At 53.3% G+C, this 17,695-nt stretch carries 13 protein-coding genes and 1 pseudogene; 8 read left to right on the top strand and 6 right to left on the bottom strand.

Annotated features, from left to right (window positions below; translation table 11 throughout):
- Window positions 1-338, bottom strand: a pseudogene (locus tag DFR77_RS08525) (IS1595 family transposase); the annotation flags it as partial.
- 206 nt (window positions 339-544) lie between these two features.
- Here DFR77_RS08525 and DFR77_RS08520 point away from each other — a divergent pair.
- Window positions 545-2,551 (top strand): site-specific recombinase, encoded by a 2,007-nt coding sequence (locus tag DFR77_RS08520; RefSeq protein ID WP_003688896.1) that lies wholly within the window; start codon window positions 545-547, stop codon window positions 2,549-2,551.
- A 122-nt stretch (window positions 2,552-2,673) separates the two neighbouring features.
- Here the strand turns inward: DFR77_RS08520 and mltB are convergent, their stop codons facing one another.
- Window positions 2,674-3,765: a lytic murein transglycosylase B gene (gene mltB / locus DFR77_RS08510; RefSeq protein ID WP_003688898.1), complete on the bottom strand. Its 1,092-nt coding sequence runs from the start codon at window positions 3,763-3,765 to the stop codon at window positions 2,674-2,676.
- A 147-nt stretch (window positions 3,766-3,912) separates the two neighbouring features.
- A complete protein-coding gene (locus tag DFR77_RS08500) occupies window positions 3,913-5,340 on the bottom strand; it encodes an acyl-CoA dehydrogenase family protein (RefSeq protein ID WP_003703925.1) in 1,428 nt (475 codons plus the stop codon).
- A 184-nt stretch (window positions 5,341-5,524) separates the two neighbouring features.
- Here DFR77_RS08500 and mfd point away from each other — a divergent pair, with 184 nt between their 5' ends.
- From mfd to ftsB, 7 genes are all read left to right on the top strand, one after another.
- Window positions 5,525-9,229 carry a transcription-repair coupling factor gene (gene mfd, locus DFR77_RS08495; protein WP_113852093.1) on the top strand — a complete coding sequence of 1,235 codons (3,705 nt, stop codon included), beginning with the start codon at window positions 5,525-5,527 and terminating at the stop codon, window positions 9,227-9,229.
- Between the two features lie 225 nt (window positions 9,230-9,454).
- Window positions 9,455-9,757, top strand: a complete 303-nt coding sequence (locus DFR77_RS08490; RefSeq protein ID WP_003703919.1) for a DUF2004 domain-containing protein — start codon at window positions 9,455-9,457, stop codon at window positions 9,755-9,757.
- A gap of 161 nt (window positions 9,758-9,918) precedes the next feature.
- Complete coding sequence (panD, locus tag DFR77_RS08485) at window positions 9,919-10,302, top strand: aspartate 1-decarboxylase (RefSeq protein WP_003688909.1); 384 nt, start codon at window positions 9,919-9,921, stop codon at window positions 10,300-10,302.
- Window positions 10,303-10,323: 21 nt separating this feature from the next.
- Window positions 10,324-11,166, top strand: a complete 843-nt coding sequence (gene kdsA / locus DFR77_RS08480) for a 3-deoxy-8-phosphooctulonate synthase (RefSeq protein WP_003688911.1) — start codon at window positions 10,324-10,326, stop codon at window positions 11,164-11,166.
- Window positions 11,167-11,180: 14 nt separating this feature from the next.
- On the top strand, window positions 11,181-11,621 hold the full coding sequence (locus DFR77_RS08475) for a DUF4149 domain-containing protein (RefSeq protein WP_003688914.1): 441 nt from the start codon (window positions 11,181-11,183) through the stop codon (window positions 11,619-11,621).
- A gap of 46 nt (window positions 11,622-11,667) precedes the next feature.
- Complete coding sequence (gene eno, locus DFR77_RS08470; RefSeq protein WP_003691316.1) at window positions 11,668-12,954, top strand: phosphopyruvate hydratase; 1,287 nt, start codon at window positions 11,668-11,670, stop codon at window positions 12,952-12,954.
- A 167-nt stretch (window positions 12,955-13,121) separates the two neighbouring features.
- On the top strand, window positions 13,122-13,400 hold the full coding sequence (gene ftsB / locus DFR77_RS08465; protein WP_002213385.1) for a cell division protein FtsB: 279 nt from the start codon (window positions 13,122-13,124) through the stop codon (window positions 13,398-13,400).
- Between the two features lie 40 nt (window positions 13,401-13,440).
- On the opposite strand, the gene yfaE is transcribed toward ftsB, so the two are convergent.
- The 3 genes from yfaE to nrdA all read right to left on the bottom strand — a co-directional run bounded on the left by yfaE (window position 13,441) and on the right by nrdA (window position 17,577).
- Window positions 13,441-13,731, bottom strand: coding sequence for a class I ribonucleotide reductase maintenance protein YfaE (gene yfaE, locus DFR77_RS08460; protein WP_003688918.1), 291 nt, complete (start codon window positions 13,729-13,731; stop codon window positions 13,441-13,443).
- 120 nt (window positions 13,732-13,851) lie between these two features.
- Entirely contained in the window at window positions 13,852-14,985 is a 1,134-nt protein-coding gene (gene nrdB, locus DFR77_RS08455; RefSeq protein WP_010357909.1) for a class Ia ribonucleoside-diphosphate reductase subunit beta, read from the bottom strand.
- 312 nt (window positions 14,986-15,297) lie between these two features.
- Window positions 15,298-17,577, bottom strand: coding sequence for a class 1a ribonucleoside-diphosphate reductase subunit alpha (gene nrdA / locus DFR77_RS08450; protein ID WP_003691318.1), 2,280 nt, complete (start codon window positions 17,575-17,577; stop codon window positions 15,298-15,300).
- Window positions 17,578-17,695 lie beyond the last annotated feature (118 nt).

The raw sequence follows: 17,695 nt of genomic DNA, 5'->3' as shown, positions 1-17,695 counted from the left end.
CCGCGGCAACGGTATAGGCCCGCCCGTTGCGTTTCGGAATGCCGAAGACAACCGCTTTTCCTGCCGCGCCGCGACCGCGTCTGCCTTTACGCCGTACGCCGAAACAGCTTGCGCCCGGCCCGGCGGGGCCCTCGAAAACCTCATCGGCAGCCAAGGCCAAACGATGGTTGGCAACCGTGCGGATTTTACGGTAAAACAGTGCCGCCGAATCGGGATGGATACCCAAAATATCGGCGGCAGAACGGGCGGTAACTTCCGGTACAAAAGAACGGAGCGGTTCTTTTTGTACTTCTTTCTTTAATTTGCAGTGTGTTATCTTCATATTTCGAGGGTAACATATCTGCTAATCTAGTACAGACCCGCCGAAATTGTTATAATCGAAAAAATTAAAAATCAATACGGATTATTCTATCAGATTGATTTATCGATATTTATTATATCATTAATATAGTTTGATTTCAAACCGGCGGAAAATGCGCCGCCCGCCGCAGATGCGCCCTCCCCGCCATCGGGGCGTTTAACGCCGGATTGCCGATGCGGTACAATGGCAGATATGAAGAAAATTACCCCTCAAAACCTGCGTCCCCTGCTTTCGGAAAGCTTGGGACATACCGATTTTGTCAACGTCCTCAACGCATTGATTAAATTTTTGCGCCGTGGCGGCAAAAAATGTGCGGGGGAGCGTTTCGACCTGATTATCGACACATTCAAACAAGACAGGGAATTACTGTCCCGCTTCAGCCGGTGTTTTTACATCTGGCTCGCGCAAATACACATTTATCCGGCACTCATCAAACTCGGCATTTTCTCGCGCCACAGCTTTGCCCGGGAAATGGGCATACGCATATACGAACGCTTCAACCCGTCATATAAAGATTTTGCCAACTTGGGCGAAGTCTTCCTTTATCTTTTCCATTCCGAAAACGACGACAAATGGCTGCAAACGCTCAATATCCGCCAATGGCTGGTTTTATACGAACTCATCCGTAGCCACGCCGAGCCGTCCAAATTGCAGACGGCGGGCATCCGCCTTGCCGATGCGCGTTTGCGCGCCATCGAAATGCTGTCTGTCTGGACGGCATCCGAAGCCATCGAACCCGATCTCATCCGTATCGCCCCGCGCCTGCTGGAAGCCGATTCTTCCTTCGTCGCCCTCCAACGCGAAACCGCCAAACTGGTCGAACACTACCGCAACGGCACCGCGCCTTACGACACCGCCCACCTCGAAGTGATGTTCGACCAATGTTTCAGCCAGATTGACTATTTGCGTCGCAAAGGGACGGGCGCCGGCTCCGGTTCGTCGGTCAAAGTCGCCCACCTGCTCGAACGACTCCGGCAGACCGTAGGCCGTCTGAAGCTGCTCACAGACATACAAACCGGTGCCGGCAACAGCAACCGCCTGACCATCGCCCTGATGAACTCCCTCATCTACGCGGCGGTCGAACAATACAGCACCCGCCACCTGCGCCGCAGCAGCATCCGTATGCTCGCCCGCAGCATTACCGAAAACAAAAGCCACCACGGCGAACACTACATCACCCGCAACCGCAAAGAATATTTCAAAATGTTCTACTCGGCAGCAGGCGGCGGCGGCATCATCGCCCTGATGGCGCTGCTCAAAATCCGCATCGGCACACTCGACCTCAGTCCCTTCCTCGCTTCCTTGTCGGCTGGGTTCAACTACGGCATCGGCTTTATGATCATCCATATGCTGCACTGCACCGTCGCCACCAAGCAGCCCGCGATGACTGCCGCCAGCTTTGCCGAACAGGTCGATCTCAACGAAGGCGGCAAAGCGGTGGACAACAAACTCTCCAAGCTCCTCATCGACGTATGCCGCTCCCAAAGCGTCGCCGTCTTCGGCAACGTTTCCATCGCCATCCTTTTGGCGTGCGCCATATCGTTCGGCTATGCCCATCTGTACCGGCTGCCCATACTCGATGCCCACACCGCCGCCTACCAGTTCAAATCCATAGACATCATCAATCATCCTACCCTATGGTATGCCGCTATTGCAGGCTTGTGGCTGTTCTGCTCCGGCATCATCGCAGGTTTTTTCGACAACCGCGCCGACTACCTCAACCTGCGCCAACGCCTGCCCTTCAATCCCTTGCTGCGTAAAATCATGCGCCCCGGGCCCCGCCGCGTCCTCGCCGCCTACATCCACAAACACTACGGCTCGCTGGTCGGCAACTTCATCTTCGGAATGCTCTTGGGTATGACCGGCTATTTCGGACACCTCCTCGGGCTGCCGCTGGACATCCGCCACGTCGCCTTTTCCTCCGCCAACCTCGGCTATGCCGCCGTCAGCGGCAACGTCGGCTTTGGTACATTCGTACTCGGCATTTTCAGCGTCCTCGCCATCGGCTTGGTCAACCTCTGCGTCAGCTTCAGCCTCGCCCTCTTCGTCGCCCTGCGCTCGCGCGGCACAAAAATCGGCAGCATCCGCAACCTGATCAAAAGTTTTTGGAATCAGATTAAAAGCAATCCTTGCATACTTTTCCTCCCGCCCGCCAAAGGACAGGGACATCCTCCTTCGGACAAGCCTTGACCGGCAATGCCGTCTGAAACGGGATTCGCCCCGAATACCGCCCTGATGCGGGAAATCCCCATAAAAGGATGCAAAAATGCCGTCTGAACCGAAACGTGGTTCAGACAGCATTTTAAAAAACATTACAATCCCGGGCCGCCGAGCGAATTGGCAATGTCCCTGACCGCCGTTACATACATCCGGCTGTGGTTGTACTGCCATACCGTATAAAAATTGTTCAAGCCCAAATAATATTCAAACACGCCGGGTGCGGTTTCCAGTTTGAACAAAACCGCCTTTTCATCATCTGCGAGCGTTTCCCCGGGGATGATGCCGTACGCCTTCAAATCCGCCACCGTCCGCGTCAGAGCGGTTTTTTCGCCAATGATTGCCTGAACATCCGCACCCGGCGCCAACGTCGCCGACACCAACATTTTACCGCCCGTGCGCCAACCGTGCTGCTTCATATAATTGGCAACCGATGCCGCGACATCACCGACGTTGCCCCATATATCCCGATGTCCGTCCCCGTCATAATCCACCGCCCATTTCCGGTAGCTCGAAGGCATAAATTGCGGCATACCCATTGCGCCCGCATAGCTGCCCTTAAAGGCGAAAACATCGCCGCCTTCTTCTTTTGCCAGCTTTAAAAGCTCGACCAATTCTTTTTGGAAAAACCCGGCGCGGCGGGGATAATCAAAGCCTAAGGTCGCCAATGCGTCCGCCACACGGAAGCTGCCCGTATTTTTGCCGTAATTCGTTTCAATCCCGATAATCGCCACGATAAGCTCGGCAGGCACGCCGTATTTTTGCGCCACATCATCGATAACCGCGCGGTTTTCCGCATAAAACCTGCGCGCGCCGTGAAATTTCGCCCTGCCCGAATTTCCCGTGCGGAACACATACCACGGACGCGATGTGGAGGGTCGGTGCATAATCTTGACGATGTCCGCCTTGTAAGCCGCTTTGTCAAAAAAATCCTGCCATTCCGCCTGGGAAAAATCCCCTTTCCCGACTTCATCGTCCACAAAACGGCGGACATTTGCATTGGCGGCAAACCCGCTGTCGGATACCGGTACGGCTGCCGCGTCAAACGCGGGGCGGCTTTCTTTTTTCATTTCATCCGCGCGGGGGGCTTGGGCTTCATTTGCCCGGGGTGTGCGGGCCTCCATCGCCGTACAGGCAGACAAAGCCGCCAAACAAATTGCCAGCGGCAGTATTTTTCTCTTTTCCATAAACACATTCCGAACAAATAGGGTAAGTGGGAAAGCGGCACAAGGGTGAGGCGCGAAATGCGGTATCCGCCGCAATCGGCGGTTTTGCAGAATGCCGCGCGTTGCCTTTTGCGCCGCCCGAAATCTGCCTGCCGCCGTATTTGCCCGCTATCCGCAATATCGGCAGTCCAATATATCTTTGCGGATGTCGTTCAGCAGGAAGGCTGTGGTGTCTTCGTGTTCCTCCTGTACGAAGACAAAGAGTCGGGCGATGATTTTGCCGATGAAGACTTTTTGCAGGGCGCAGGCGTCGGTCAGGGTGTGTTCCTGCAGGAAGCTGCGGATGTCTTCGGGCAAAGCGTAGTCGCGGGCAACGGCGGCAAAGCGGACATCGGTTTGCAGGCGGTCGAGCAGGGTTTGGTTTTTGTCCAACTTAATGCCTGCTTCTTTTTCTTCGGCGGTGGCGCGGACGAACTGGTCGTAAATTTCGGCATAAAGCATATCGTTCGGGCCTTCAAAAATCGTGAAGGGGCGGATATCGATGGCGATATTGCCGGCTGGATGTCCGCGTTCAAAACCCTTCGCGCCCAAGAGTTTTTGCAACATTTGCGCGGCGGCGTAAGTGTATTCCGTGGCGAGGGTTTTGACGATGTTCGCCTCCATCAATTGATGGGCGACGGGCGCGACGGGCGAAACGGAATGGCAGACGTAGCGGTAAAGGATTTCGGAAACCTGATGGCGGCGTTGGATTTCGCGGCGTTCGTAATCGACGAATCTGATATCGTTGCGGACATATCGGTTCAGGTTGTCAAGGATGTATTCCATAATGCCGTGCGTCATGCCGATCAGTTGCAGGCGGCTGCGGATAAAGATGTTTTGGAACGCGCGCAAACCGGCAGCGTCGCCCCGGGAGAGTTTCATCACGGCGGTTGCAGGCATTTCGGCATCGATGCGGTTGACGGCGTAACGGACGGCGCGCAGGCCTTCGGATGCGAGGGTTTCGCAGCGGATGTATGTTTTGGGGACGAGCAGCAGGTCGATGACTTTGGCGAGTTTGCCGTTTTTGCGCTCTTTGGCGGCAACGAGGAGGAAGTCGCTTTGCGAATTGCCCTGCCAGTATTTCGCGGCGTTGACGTAAATGGTTTGTTCGTCGGTATATTCGTAGCAGGACTGCATTTCGCGTGCAATCGCCGCGCCGGAGGTTTCGGGTTCGGTAACGCCCAAACCGCCGCCTTCGCCTTTGAAAATCATGTCCAAACCTTGTGCGACTTGCGCTTCGCCGCCGAACTCTTGCAGAGGCTGCAACACCAGCGCGCCTTCGATGCCGGTACGCAGCGTAACGGGCACGCCGTAATGCCCCGCAATCCTTAGGACTTCTTGGATTTCAAACTGACTGCCCTTGCGCCCGCCGTGTTTTTTGTCGAGGAAGGGCAACAGCAAACCCGCCTGCTTCAAGGCAAGCCATTTGCCTTCGGGCAGGTATCGCATCAGGTCGATGCCGTCTGAAAAAATGCGGCGGAATGCGGATTCGATGTGCTTTAAAAAAGCAGCCGTGTCCATGGTTGACGGCTGCGCGCTCGGTTCGGTGTGTATCATCGGCTTCCTCTGTCGGTTCCCATTAATCGGCGGCCGGTCAAACCGCCTGCCACAGTTTAGAGTTAATTTTCTAAACTTTACCACAAAGTGCACCGGGCAACAATCCGCCGGCCTTTCAGACGGCATCGCGCACCCTCACGTGCTAAAATGACCGTTTGCATCACTGTCCGCCGATTGCCGCACTATGACCTGCCCCATCCCCAAACCCCGTGAAAAATCCCGTTGGTTCAATCTTTCGCAAGGCTCGCTGCCCTTGGCTTTGGCGCGTTATTTGCCGCACAAGCGGCTCAAAGCCGTGCTGACCCAAGATGCGGAACAGGCGTTGCGCCTTCAGACGGCATGGCGGTTTTTCCGTCCGCACGACACGGCGGTGTTCCTGCCGGACTGGGAAACGCTGCCTTACGAGCGTTTTTCTCCGCATCAGGATTTGGTGTCGGAGCGGCTGTCGGCGTTGTGGCAGATTAAAAGCGGCGCGGCGGACGTGTTGTTCGTACCGGTTGCCACGGCGATGCAGAAGCTGCCGCCCGTGCCGTTTTTGGCGGGGCGCACGTTTTGGCTGAAAACGGGGCAGACTTTGGATATAGGCCGCCTGAAAACCGATTTGGTGGATGCGGGCTACAATCATGTTTCCCACGTTGTCGCGGCGGGCGAGTTTGCCGTGCGCGGCGGCATTGTCGATTTGTTCCCGATGGGCAGCGAAACGCCGTACCGCATCGATTTGTTTGACGATGAAATCGACAGCATTAAAACCTTCGATACCGACACGCAGCGCACCATTTCCCCCGTTTCCGAAATCCGCCTGCTGCCGGCGCACGAGTTCCCCACCGACAGCGAGGCGCAAAAAATCTTCCGCAGCCGCTTCCGCGAGGAAGTCGACGGTAATCCGAACGATGCCGCCGTGTACAAAGCCATCAGCAACGGCCACTTCGGCGCGGGCGTGGAATATTATCTGCCGCTGTTTTTTGAAAACGAGCTGGAAACGCTGTTTGACTATATCGGCGAAGATGCGCTGTTTGTCTCTTTGGGCGATGTTCATGCCGAGGCAAACCGCTTTTGGAACGACGTTAAATCACGTTACGCCATGGCGCAGGGCGACGAAACCTATCCGCCTTTGCTTCCACAGCATTTGTATCTCTCTGCCGATGTGTTCGCAGGCCGTCTGAAAAACTACGGACAAGTTCTGCCTGATGTTTCCGGCAAGGCACACTCCCTGCCCGACCTTGCCGTCAACCGCCAATCCGACGAGCCTTTGCAGGCATTGAAGGATTTTCAGACGGCCTTTGACGGGCGGATTTTGCTGTGTGCCGAAAGTTTGGGACGGCGCGAAACCATGCTCGGTTTCTTGCAGCAAAACGGTTTGAAAGCCAAACCTGTGTCCGACTGGCAGGGCTTCTTGTCGGCGCACGAGCCGCTGATGATTACGGTCGCGCCGTTGGCTTACGGATTCAAACTGGGCGGACTGCAATCTTCAAGCCAACAGCAAACTGTTCCCGCCTCCGAGGGAGAAGGCAAAGCGGTTACCGACCAAACCGAATTTTCCGCATCCGCAACAAACCCTCTCCCCAGCCCTCTCCCGCAGGAGAGGGAACAAAGTGCCGCCGCCGTTTCAGACGGCCTGAAAGCAGCCGCCGTTTCAACCGAAAGCAGCCTGTATCTCGTCGCAAGTGATCTGCACGGGCAAACCCGACAGCAATCTGCCCCCTCCCCCGTGGGGGAGGGTTGGGGAGAGGGCAAAGCGGTTGCCGCTCAAAGTGCCATCGCCGTCATCACCGAATCCGATCTTTACCAATACGTCGCCCGTTCGCGCGTCCACAACCGCCGTAAGAAACACGCCGCCGTTTCAGACGGCCTGTTGCGCGACCTTGCCGAAATCAATATCGGCGATCCCGTCGTGCACGAAGAACACGGCATCGGGCGGTATACGGGCTTGGTAACGATGGATTTAGGCGGCGAAACCAACGAAATGATGTTGCTCGAATACGCGGGCGAAGCGCAGCTTTATGTGCCTGTTTCGCAACTGCATTTAATCAGCCGCTACTCCGGTCAGGCGCATGAAAGCGTCGCCCTGCACAAGCTCGGCAGCGGCGCGTGGAACAAGGCGAAGCGCAAAGCCGCCGAAAAAGCGCGCGATACCGCCGCCGAGTTGCTCAACCTCTACGCCCAACGCGCCGCCCAATCGGGACACAAGTTTGAAATCAACGAGTCGGACTATCAGGCGTTTGCCGACGGCTTCGGCTACGAGGAAACCGAAGACCAGGCCGCCGCCATCGCCGCCGTGATTAAAGATTTGACGCAGGCGAAGCCGATGGACCGACTTGTGTGCGGCGATGTCGGTTTCGGCAAAACCGAAGTCGCCCTGCGCGCCGCGTTTGTGGCGGTGATGGGCGGCAAACAGGTCGCCGTACTCGCCCCGACCACGCTTCTGGTCGAGCAGCACGCGCAAAACTTTGCCGACCGTTTCGCCGATTTCCCCGTAAAAGTCGCCAGCCTTTCACGTTTCAACAACAGCAAAGCCACCAAAGCCACGCTCGAAGGCATGGCGGACGGCACGGTCGATATCGTTATCGGCACGCACAAATTGGTGCAGGACGACATCAAATTCAAAAACTTAGGTTTATTGATTATCGATGAAGAACACCGCTTCGGCGTGCGACAGAAAGAGCAGCTCAAACGCCTGCGCGCCAATGTCGACATCCTAACCATGACCGCCACGCCGATTCCGCGCACCCTCAGCATGGCGCTCGAAGGTCTGCGCGACTTCTCGCTGATTACCACTGCACCGAGCCGCCGCCTCGCCGTGAAAACCTTTGTCAAACCGTTCAGCGAAGGCAGCGTGCGCGAAGCCGTGTTGCGCGAACTCAAACGCGGAGGACAGGTATTTTTCCTGCACAATGAACTAGATACGATTGAGAATATGCGCGAGCGGCTGGAAACCCTGCTGCCCGAAGCCCGTATCGGCGTGGCGCACGGACAACTGCGTGAGCGCGAGCTGGAACAAGTCATGCGCGACTTTTTGCAGCAAAGATTCAATGTGTTGCTCTGTTCCACCATCATCGAAACCGGCATCGACATCCCCAACGCCAACACCATCATCATCAACCGCGCCGACAAATTCGGGCTGGCCCAACTGCACCAGCTTCGCGGACGCGTCGGCCGCAGCCACCACCAAGCCTACGCCTACCTGCTCACGCCCGAATACATTACCAAAGACGCAGAAAAACGCCTCGACGCCATCGCGGCGGCAGACGAACTCGGCGCAGGTTTCACCCTCGCCATGCAGGATTTGGAAATCCGAGGCGCAGGCGAAATCCTCGGCGAAGGACAATCCGGCGAAATGATGCAGGTCGGCTTCACGCTCTACACCGAAATGCTCAAACAGGCCGTGCGCGACCTCAAAAAAGGCCGCCAACCCGACCTCGACGCACCGTTGGGCATTACCACCGAAATCAAACTGCACAGCCCGGCATTACTGCCTGAAGACTACTGCCCCGACATCCACGAGCGCCTCGTCCTCTACAAACGCCTCGCCGTATGCGAAACCGTGCAGAAAATCAACGCCATACACGAAGAACTCGTCGACCGCTTCGGCCTGACCGAACAACCCGTCAAAACCCTCATTGAAAGCCACCACCTGCGGCTTGCGGCAAAAGAACTGGGTATTGATGCCATCGATGCCACAAGTGAAGCCGTAACCGTTACCTTCGGCAAACACCACTGTATCGACCCGACGGGGATTATCCTGCTGATTCAGACGGATAAAAAATACCGGCTGGCAGGGGCAGACAAATTGAGGTTTGCAGCGGAAATGGAAAACATCGAGGTCAGGATCAATACCGTCAAAACCGTACTAAAAACCCTGCAAGGCAAACGCCTGCCCAAAGGAAATTGATGTAACGATGCCGTCTGAAGAACACCGTTCAGACGGCATACAATCCCCCAATCCTCACCAAAAGGAACAATCATGTCGATTTTTCACCCCTATTTCCAACAACTGTCCACCGAAGGTTTTGACGGAGAAGAAGATGTCCTCTGGGAAGACGAGCTGACCGTCAAAGGCAATCTTGTCGAGGTATTCCTGTAGGCAGAAAATGAAAACAGCCTGCCAACCGAAACATTGGATGCATTTGCCGCCTTCCTGTCCGAATTGGAAAAAGCCGACGATGCTGCACGCGCCGCACTGACGGAATATTTGAAACGGGACAGCCGCTATATCGACTTTCACACCGAAGATACCCAAACAAGCCGTGATGCGGCAAAATTTGTCCGCACTATGCAGTTGATCTATATCAGCTTATGGGCAAAAAATCCGGCTTTTGCCGTTATGGATTATATGCCCGCCAATATGGAAAGCGACGAAATCCTTGCCGTCAAACTGCATTTGGACGGCAGCATTTTCTCAATCGATTGGGAGAGTTGAGCCGGATTGCCAATCGGCAAAAATGAAATGCCGTCTGAAAACAGCTTCCCTGCCCGAAGCCTTGCCATTATGAATTTGAAGGAAACTCCACTATAATACGGCATTCAGATTTTCAGACGGCATCACGCCCGTCAGACCGCACACAAACCAAAAGGAAATACATGTTCCGTACTATACTTGGCGGAAAAATCCACCGCGCCACCGTAACCGAAGCCGATTTAAACTACGTCGGCAGCATTACCGTCGATCAAGACCTGTTAGACGCGGCAGGCATCTGCCCCAACGAAAAAGTCGCCATCGTCAACAACAACAACGGCGAACGTTTTGAAACCTATACCATTGCAGGGAAACGCGGCAGCGGCGTGATTTGCCTGAACGGTGCTGCAGCCAGGCTGGTACAGAAAGGCGACATCGTCATCATTATGTCTTATATCCAACTTTCCGAACCGGAAATCGCCGCACACGAACCCAAAGTCGTCTTAGTGGACGGAAACAATAAAATCCGCGACATCATCTCCTACGAGCCGCCGCACACCGTACTGTAATCCCGCAAACGGACATCGATTATGGATATTAAAATCAACGACATCACCCTCGGCAACAATTCGCCTTTCGTCCTATTCGGCGGCATCAACGTTTTAGAAGATTTGGATTCCACCCTCCAAACCTGTGCGCATTACGTCGAAGTTACCCGCAAACTGGGCATCCCCTATATCTTTAAAGCCTCTTTCGACAAGGCAAACCGCTCGTCTATCCATTCCTATCGCGGCGTAGGCTTGGAAGAAGGCTTAAAGATTTTTGAAAAAGTCAAAGCAGAGTTCGGCATCCCCGTCATTACCGACGTACACGAACCCCATCAATGCCAACCCGTCGCCGAAGTGTGCGATGTCATCCAGCTTCCCGCCTTTCTTGCGCGGCAGACCGATTTGGTGGCCGCAATGGCGGAAACGGGCAATGTTATCAACATCAAAAAACCCCAGTTCCTCAGCCCTTCGCAAATGAAAAACATCGTGGAAAAATTCCGCGAAGCCGGCAACGGGAAGCTGATTTTATGCGAACGCGGCAGCAGCTTCGGCTACGACAACCTCGTTGTCGATATGCTCGGTTTCGGCGTGATGAAACAAACCTGCGGCAACCTGCCGGTTATTTTCGACGTTACCCATTCCCTGCAAACCCGCGATGCCGGTTCTGCCGCATCCGGCGGTCGTCGCGCACAGGCTTTGGATTTGGCACTTGCAGGCATGGCAACCCGCCTTGCCGGCCTGTTCCTCGAATCGCACCCCGATCCGAAACTGGCAAAATGCGACGGCCCCAGCGCGCTGCCGCTACACCTTTTAGAAAATTTTTTAATCCGCATCAAAGCATTGGACGATTTAATCAAATCACAACCGATTTTAACAATCGAGTAACACGGTTTCGCCTTATGATGCAGACTTTCCGAAAAATCAGCCTGTATGCCGCAACCTTGTGGCTCGGTATGCAGATTATGGCAGGTTATATCGCCGCACCGGTGCTGTTCAAAATGCTGCCCAAAATGCAGGCGGGCGAAATTGCCGGCGTATTGTTCGACATCCTCTCTTGGAGCGGGCTTGCCGTTTGGGGCACGGTACTGGCTGCCGCCTTTGCCGCCCTAACCCGGCGGCAAACCGCCCTGCTGCTTTTTTTATTGTCCGCCCTTGCCGCCAACCAATTTTTGGTTACACCCGTTATCGAGGCACTGAAATACGGGCATGAAAATTGGCTGTTGTCGGTTGCAGGCGGATCCTTCGGAATGTGGCACGGTATTTCCAGCATGACTTTCATGGCAACCGCCCTACTTTCAGCAGTTTTAAGTTGGCGGCTTTCCGGCAAAGAGGCCGTCTGAAGCCCTCCCATTTTTTACCTCCCTTCACTTCACTTGGAGAACATTCATGAGCGCAATCGTTGATATTTTCGCCCGCGAAATTTTGGACTCGCGCGGCAACCCCACAGTCGAGTGTGATGTATTGCTCGAATCCGGCGTAATGGGACGTGCGGCCGTACCGAGCGGCGCATCCACCGGTCAGAAAGAAGCTTTGGAACTTCGCGACGGCGACAAATCCCGCTATTCCGGCAAAGGCGTATTGAAGGCGGTCGAACACGTCAACAACCAAATCGCCCAAGCCCTCATCGGTATCGATGCCAACGAGCAATCTTATATCGACCAAATCATGATCGAATTGGACGGTACTGAAAACAAAGGCAATTTGGGTGCGAATGCGACTTTGGCGGTCTCTATGGCGGTTGCACGCGCCGCTGCCGAAGACTCAGGCCTGCCGCTTTACCGCTACTTGGGCGGCGCAGGTCCGATGTCCCTGCCCGTACCGATGATGAACGTCATCAACGGCGGCGAACACGCCAACAACAGCCTGAACATCCAAGAGTTTATGATTATGCCCGTCGGCGCAAAATCTTTCCGCGAAGCGTTGCGCTGCGGTGCGGAAATTTTCCACGCCTTGAAAAAACTGTGCGACAGTAAAGGCTTCCCGACCACAGTCGGCGACGAAGGCGGTTTCGCCCCCAACCTGAACAGCCACAAAGAAGCCCTGCAACTGATGGTCGAAGCGGCCGAAGCCGCCGGCTACAAGGCGGGCGAAGACGTATTATTCGCATTGGACTGCGCGTCCAGCGAGTTCTACAAAGACGGCAAATACCACTTGGAAGCCGAAGGCCGCTCCTACACCAACGCGGAATTTGCCGAATACTTGGAAGGCTTGGTTAACGAATTCCCGATTATTTCCATTGAAGACGGGATGGACGAAAACGACTGGGAAGGCTGGAAACTGCTGACCGAAAAATTGGGCAAAAAAGTTCAATTGGTCGGCGACGACTTGTTCGTAACCAATCCGAAAATTCTTGCCGAAGGCATCGAAAAAGGCGTAGCAAACGCATTGCTGGTCAAAGTCAACCAAATCGGTACTTTAAGCGAAACCCTGAAAGCCGTCGATCTGGCAAAATGCAACCGCTACGCCAGCGTGATGAGCCACCGCTCCGGCGAAACCGAAGACAGTACCATTGCCGACTTGGCAGTCGCCACCAACTGTATGCAGATTAAAACCGGTTCTTTGAGCCGTTCCGACCGCATGGCGAAATACAACCAACTGCTGCGTATCGAGGAAGAATTGGCGGAAGCCGCCTACTACCCCGGCAAAGCCGCATTCTACCAACTGGGCAAATAAATAAAAAAGTGGATGTATGTTTCAACACACAGGGCAACACATGAAGCGTCGCCCTGTGTGTTGACCTGATTTGGAAGAGGTTACACCTCTCCCAAATAAAGTCTAATTTTACCGCCACGAAGGACGGACATCCGAGTGGTGGGGTTTCAACCAGTAAGGAAACGTTGATGAAGTGGGTAACTGTCGTTTTATCCTTCGCACTTGTCTGTTGCCAATACAGCCTGTGGTTCGGCAAAGGCAGCATCGGACGCAACAGCAGTCTGAGAGAACAGATTGCCGTTCAAGAAGAAAAAAACCAGACACTCGCCCTACGCAATCATTCCCTTGCCGCCGAAGTCTATGATTTGGAAAACGGTCAAGAAGCCATTTCGGAAATCGCCCGGGTAGAACTGGGTTATATCCAAGACGGCGAAACCTTTTACCGACTCATCAGGCATAACCGGTAATACCGTCAAAAAGCCGTCCGAACCAATGTTCGGACGGCTTTTATTTCAACAAACTGTCAGACAGCCCCTCATCCTCCCCCGCCAAACCGCAATCCAGCCTGACATCCCCCTCGACGCAACAGCAGCACGGCAGTATCTCGTCCCGCCCCAAAAAAGCCAAAGGCGGCTCCCGATAAGTAACGCTTCCCTCCAAAATCTTTACCCGGCACGATCCGCAATATCCGCTTCGGCACTGATATTCCACCATATGCCCCGTCCGTTCCAAGCCTTCCAACAGGGTCTCACCCTCCAAGAGCTCAAAAAGGCCCTTATTCGTACCAATGCGCGCCATTTCCGACCAATCAAAAATAAAAGGAACAATAACCGATCCTACCTGCTGTTTTTCCCATCATACAACACACAAATGCCGTCTGAAACATCCGGCTTCAGACGGCATTTTTTCAAAAAACATTTACAACTCAAAATCGCCCAAGTCATCCGTATTCACTTCAGAATCGATTTGACCAATCAAATAAGAGGATATTTCCACTTCCTGCGGCGCGACCTGTACGTTGTCGGACGACAGCCACGCATTAATCCACGGAATCGGGTTTTGATTTGCGCCTTCAAATCCGGCCGGCAGCCCCACCGCCTGCATACGCAGATTGGTAATATATTCGACGTATTGGGATAAGATTTCTTTGTTCAAACCGATCATCGAACCGTCTTTAAACAAATATGCCGCCCATTCTTTTTCCTGTTCCGCCGCTTTTTTGAAGAGTTGGAAACATTCGTCCTGCAACTCGGCGGCAATTTCCGCCATTTCCGGATCATCAACACCCGAACGCATCAGATTAAGCATATGCTGCGTGCCGGTCAGGTGCAGGGCTTCATCGCGGGCAATCAGTTTGATGATTTTGGCGTTGCCTTCCATCAACTCACGCTCAGCAAAAGCAAACGAGCAGGCAAATGAAACGTAGAAACGGATGGCTTCCAACACATTGACGCACATCAGGCAGAGATAGAGTTTTTTCTTCAACCCGCGCAAAGACACAGTAACGGGTTTTCCGCCGACATTGTGCACCCCTTCGCCCAACAGGTTGTAATACTGGGTGTATTCGATTAAATCATCATAATAGCAGGCAATGTCTTCGGCGCGGGCGGTAATGTATTCGTTTTCGACAATATCATCAAACACGACCGACGGATCATTCACAATATTGCGGATGATGTGGGTATAGCTGCGCGAGTGGATGGTTTCGCTGAAGCTCCACGTTTCAACCCAAGTTTCCAGCTCGGGAATCGAAACCAAAGGCAGCAAGGCAACATTCGGACTGCGCCCTTGGATGGAATCGAGCAGTGTTTGATATTTCAGATTGCTGATGAAAATATGTTTTTCGTGTTCGGGCAGGTTGGCGTAGTCGATACGGTCGCGCGACACGTCGATTTCTTCCGGCCGCCAAAAAAACGACAATTGTTTTTCAATCAGTTTTTCAAATACCTCGTATTTCTGCTGGTCATAACGGGCGACATTTACCGGCTGACCGAAAAACATCGGCTCTTTCAGCGCGTCGTTTTTGGTTTTGGGAAAGGTGCTGTATGACATGACTAGGTGTTCGCAGGACATAACGTCTCTCTTTTTAAAAATTAGTCGACTTTTCTATTAATTTTTAATTCACCATATAAAACATGTTGAATTCTATCAATAAAGTGCCATCCTAAAATAGCAAATACTAAAAGAACACTAATAAATATATAAAATTTATATTCAACTAAGAATGACCGAATGACATCCATACTTTTCCTTTTCTGGAAAATAACAACTTAGCCTCATATAGTAGTAGGCACTAATTTAAGAAAATCCTTGAAGCCTCCTACTATCTAGAAGCCTTGGATATATTTCAAAAATTAACCTGTTTTAAATCTTACAAGCCCCACCAGCGCAGCCGTCATCTTGAATATCGGTCTGCGTGTCGTCCGCGCCGTCGCGGGTGTTGTGGTAGTACAGGGTTTTGACGCCGTATTTGTAGGCAGTCAGCAGGTCTTTGAGCATTTGTTTCATAGAAACTTTGTTACCTTCGAATTTGCCCGGGTCGTAAGCAGTGTTGGCGGAAATCGCCTGATCGACGAATTTTTGCATTACGCCGACAAGTTTCAGGTAGCCTTCGTTGCCCGGAAGCTGCCACAGGGTTTCGTAGGCATTTTTCAAGGTTTCAAACTCCGGCACGACTTGTTTCAAAATGCCGTCTTTCGATGCTTTGACCGTTACCAATCCGCGCGGCGGCTCGATGCCGTTGGTTGCGTTGGCGATTTGCGAGCTGGTTTCAGACGGCATGAGCGCGGTCAGAGTAGAGTTGCGCAGGCCGTATTTGACGATGTCGGCACGCAGGCTTTCCCAGTCGTAATGCAAAGGCTCGCCGCAGACGGCATCCAAATCTTTTTTGTAGGTGTCGATGGGCAGTTTGCCTTGCGAATAAACGGTTTGGTTAAAGAGCGTGCACGCTCCGTATTCTTTGGCAAGGTTTGCCGATGCTTTGAGCAGGTAATACTGTATGGCTTCAAAGGTACGGTGGGTCAGACCGAGCGCGGAACCGTCGCTGTAGCGGACACCGTTTTTCGCCAGATAGTAGGCGTAGTTGATGACACCGATGCCGAGCGAACGCCGGTCCATAGTAGAGGTACGCGCGGCTTCTACCGGATATCCCTGATAATCTAAAAGTGCATCGAGTGCGCGCACGGTCAAATCGGCAAGCCCTTCCAATTCGTCCAAGCTGTTTAATGCACCCAAGTTGAAGGCGGACAGTGTACACAGGGCTATTTCGCCGTCAGGGTCGTTGATGTTGTCCAGCGGTTTGGTCGGCAGGGCGATTTCCATACACAAGTTGGACTGATGAACAGGCGCAACGCGCGGATCGAACGGGCTGTGCGTATTGCAGTGATCGACGTTTTGAATGTAGATGCGCCCGGTCCCGGCACGCTCCTGCATCAGCGTGGAAAACAGGTCGGCAGCCGGAATGATACGCTTGCGTATGTTCGGGTCTTGCTCGTATTTCGTATAGAGCCGCTCAAATTCGTCTTGGTCGGCAAAAAACGCTTCGTACAACCCCGAAACCTCGTTGGGCGAAAACAGCGTAATGTTGCCGCCCTTAATCAGGCGGGTGTACAGCAGGCGGTTGATTTGCACGCCATAATCAAGCTGGCGGATACGGTTGTCTTCCACGCCCCGGTTGTTTTTCAACACCAGCAGGCTTTCGGCTTCAATATGCCACAAGGGGTAGAACAAGGTTGCCGCGCCGCCGCGCACGCCACCTTGCGAACAAGATTTGACCGCCGCCTGAAACATCTTAAAGAAGGGAATGCAGCCGGTATGCCGGGCTTCACCGCCCCGGATTTCGCTGTCCAGCCCGCGGATACGTCCGGCATTGATGCCGATGCCCGCGCGTTGGGAAACGTATTTCACAATCGCGCTGGTAGTGGCATTGATGGAATCCAAACTATCGTCGCATTCAATCAGCACACAGCTTGAGAACTGGCGCGTAGGCGTACGCACGCCGCTCATAATCGGCGTGGGCAACGATACTTTGAATGTGGAAACGGCATCGTAAAACCGTTTGACGTAACCCAAGCGCGCCTCTTTCGGGTATTTGCTGAAAAGGCACATCGCCACCAAAACATATAAAAACTGCGGCGTTTCGTAAATCTGGCGGGTAACGCGGTTCTGTACCAGATATTTGCCTTCGAGCTGTTTGACGGCGGCATAGGAAAAGGACATATCGCGTTCGTGGTCGATATAGGCGTTCAGTTCGTCAAATTCTTCGCGGCTGTAATCCTCAAGGATATGCCTGTCGTATTTTCCGGCATCGGTGATCTTTTTAACATGGTTGTAAAGGTGCGGCGGCTCGTATTCGCCGTAGGCTATTTTACGAAGATGGAAAATCGCCAAACGTGCGGCAAGGTATTGGTAGTCCGGGGTATCTTCCGAAATTAAATCTGCAGCGGCTTTGATGATGGTTTCGTGGATGTCGTCGGTGCGGATGCCGTTGTAGAACTGGATGTGCGATTTCAACTCGACCTGCGACACGGAAACATTTTCCAATCCTTCCGCCGCCCAAGTAACGACACGGTGAATCTTATCCAAATCAATGGCTTCCAATCTTCCGTCTCGTTTGGTTACTTTTAAATCAGTCGGTGTATTCATCGCTTCCTCTTCCACTCTTGATATTCAAGACACGGTCTTTTCAAATAAATTAAGGCAGACAATATAGTGGATTTTTAGCATTTTCTCCAGTCTTGACAACGATTGCATTTTTCAGTTT

Origin of the sequence: Neisseria gonorrhoeae, from assembly GCF_003315235.1 — a bacterium.
GTDB lineage: Bacteria > Pseudomonadota > Gammaproteobacteria > Burkholderiales > Neisseriaceae > Neisseria > Neisseria gonorrhoeae.
This window is presented reverse-complemented; position numbering and strand designations above follow the sequence as displayed.

Bases quoted from the DNA above. Each gene is read 5' to 3' on its own strand.
- DFR77_RS08520 (WP_003688896.1), top strand. From the start codon at position 545: ATGGCAGATATGAAGAAAATTACCCCTCAAAACCTGCGTCCCCTGCTT.
- mltB (WP_003688898.1), bottom strand. From the start codon at position 3,765: ATGGAAAAGAGAAAAATACTGCCGCTGGCAATTTGTTTGGCGGCTTTG.
- DFR77_RS08500 (WP_003703925.1), bottom strand. From the start codon at position 5,340: ATGATACACACCGAACCGAGCGCGCAGCCGTCAACCATGGACACGGCT.
- mfd (WP_113852093.1), top strand. From the start codon at position 5,525: ATGACCTGCCCCATCCCCAAACCCCGTGAAAAATCCCGTTGGTTCAAT.
- panD (WP_003688909.1), top strand. From the start codon at position 9,919: ATGTTCCGTACTATACTTGGCGGAAAAATCCACCGCGCCACCGTAACC.
- kdsA (WP_003688911.1), top strand. From the start codon at position 10,324: ATGGATATTAAAATCAACGACATCACCCTCGGCAACAATTCGCCTTTC.
- DFR77_RS08475 (WP_003688914.1), top strand. From the start codon at position 11,181: ATGATGCAGACTTTCCGAAAAATCAGCCTGTATGCCGCAACCTTGTGG.
- eno (WP_003691316.1), top strand. From the start codon at position 11,668: ATGAGCGCAATCGTTGATATTTTCGCCCGCGAAATTTTGGACTCGCGC.
- ftsB (WP_002213385.1), top strand. From the start codon at position 13,122: ATGAAGTGGGTAACTGTCGTTTTATCCTTCGCACTTGTCTGTTGCCAA.
- yfaE (WP_003688918.1), bottom strand. From the start codon at position 13,731: ATGGCGCGCATTGGTACGAATAAGGGCCTTTTTGAGCTCTTGGAGGGT.
- nrdB (WP_010357909.1), bottom strand. From the start codon at position 14,985: ATGTCATACAGCACCTTTCCCAAAACCAAAAACGACGCGCTGAAAGAG.
- nrdA (WP_003691318.1), bottom strand. From the start codon at position 17,577: ATGAATACACCGACTGATTTAAAAGTAACCAAACGAGACGGAAGATTG.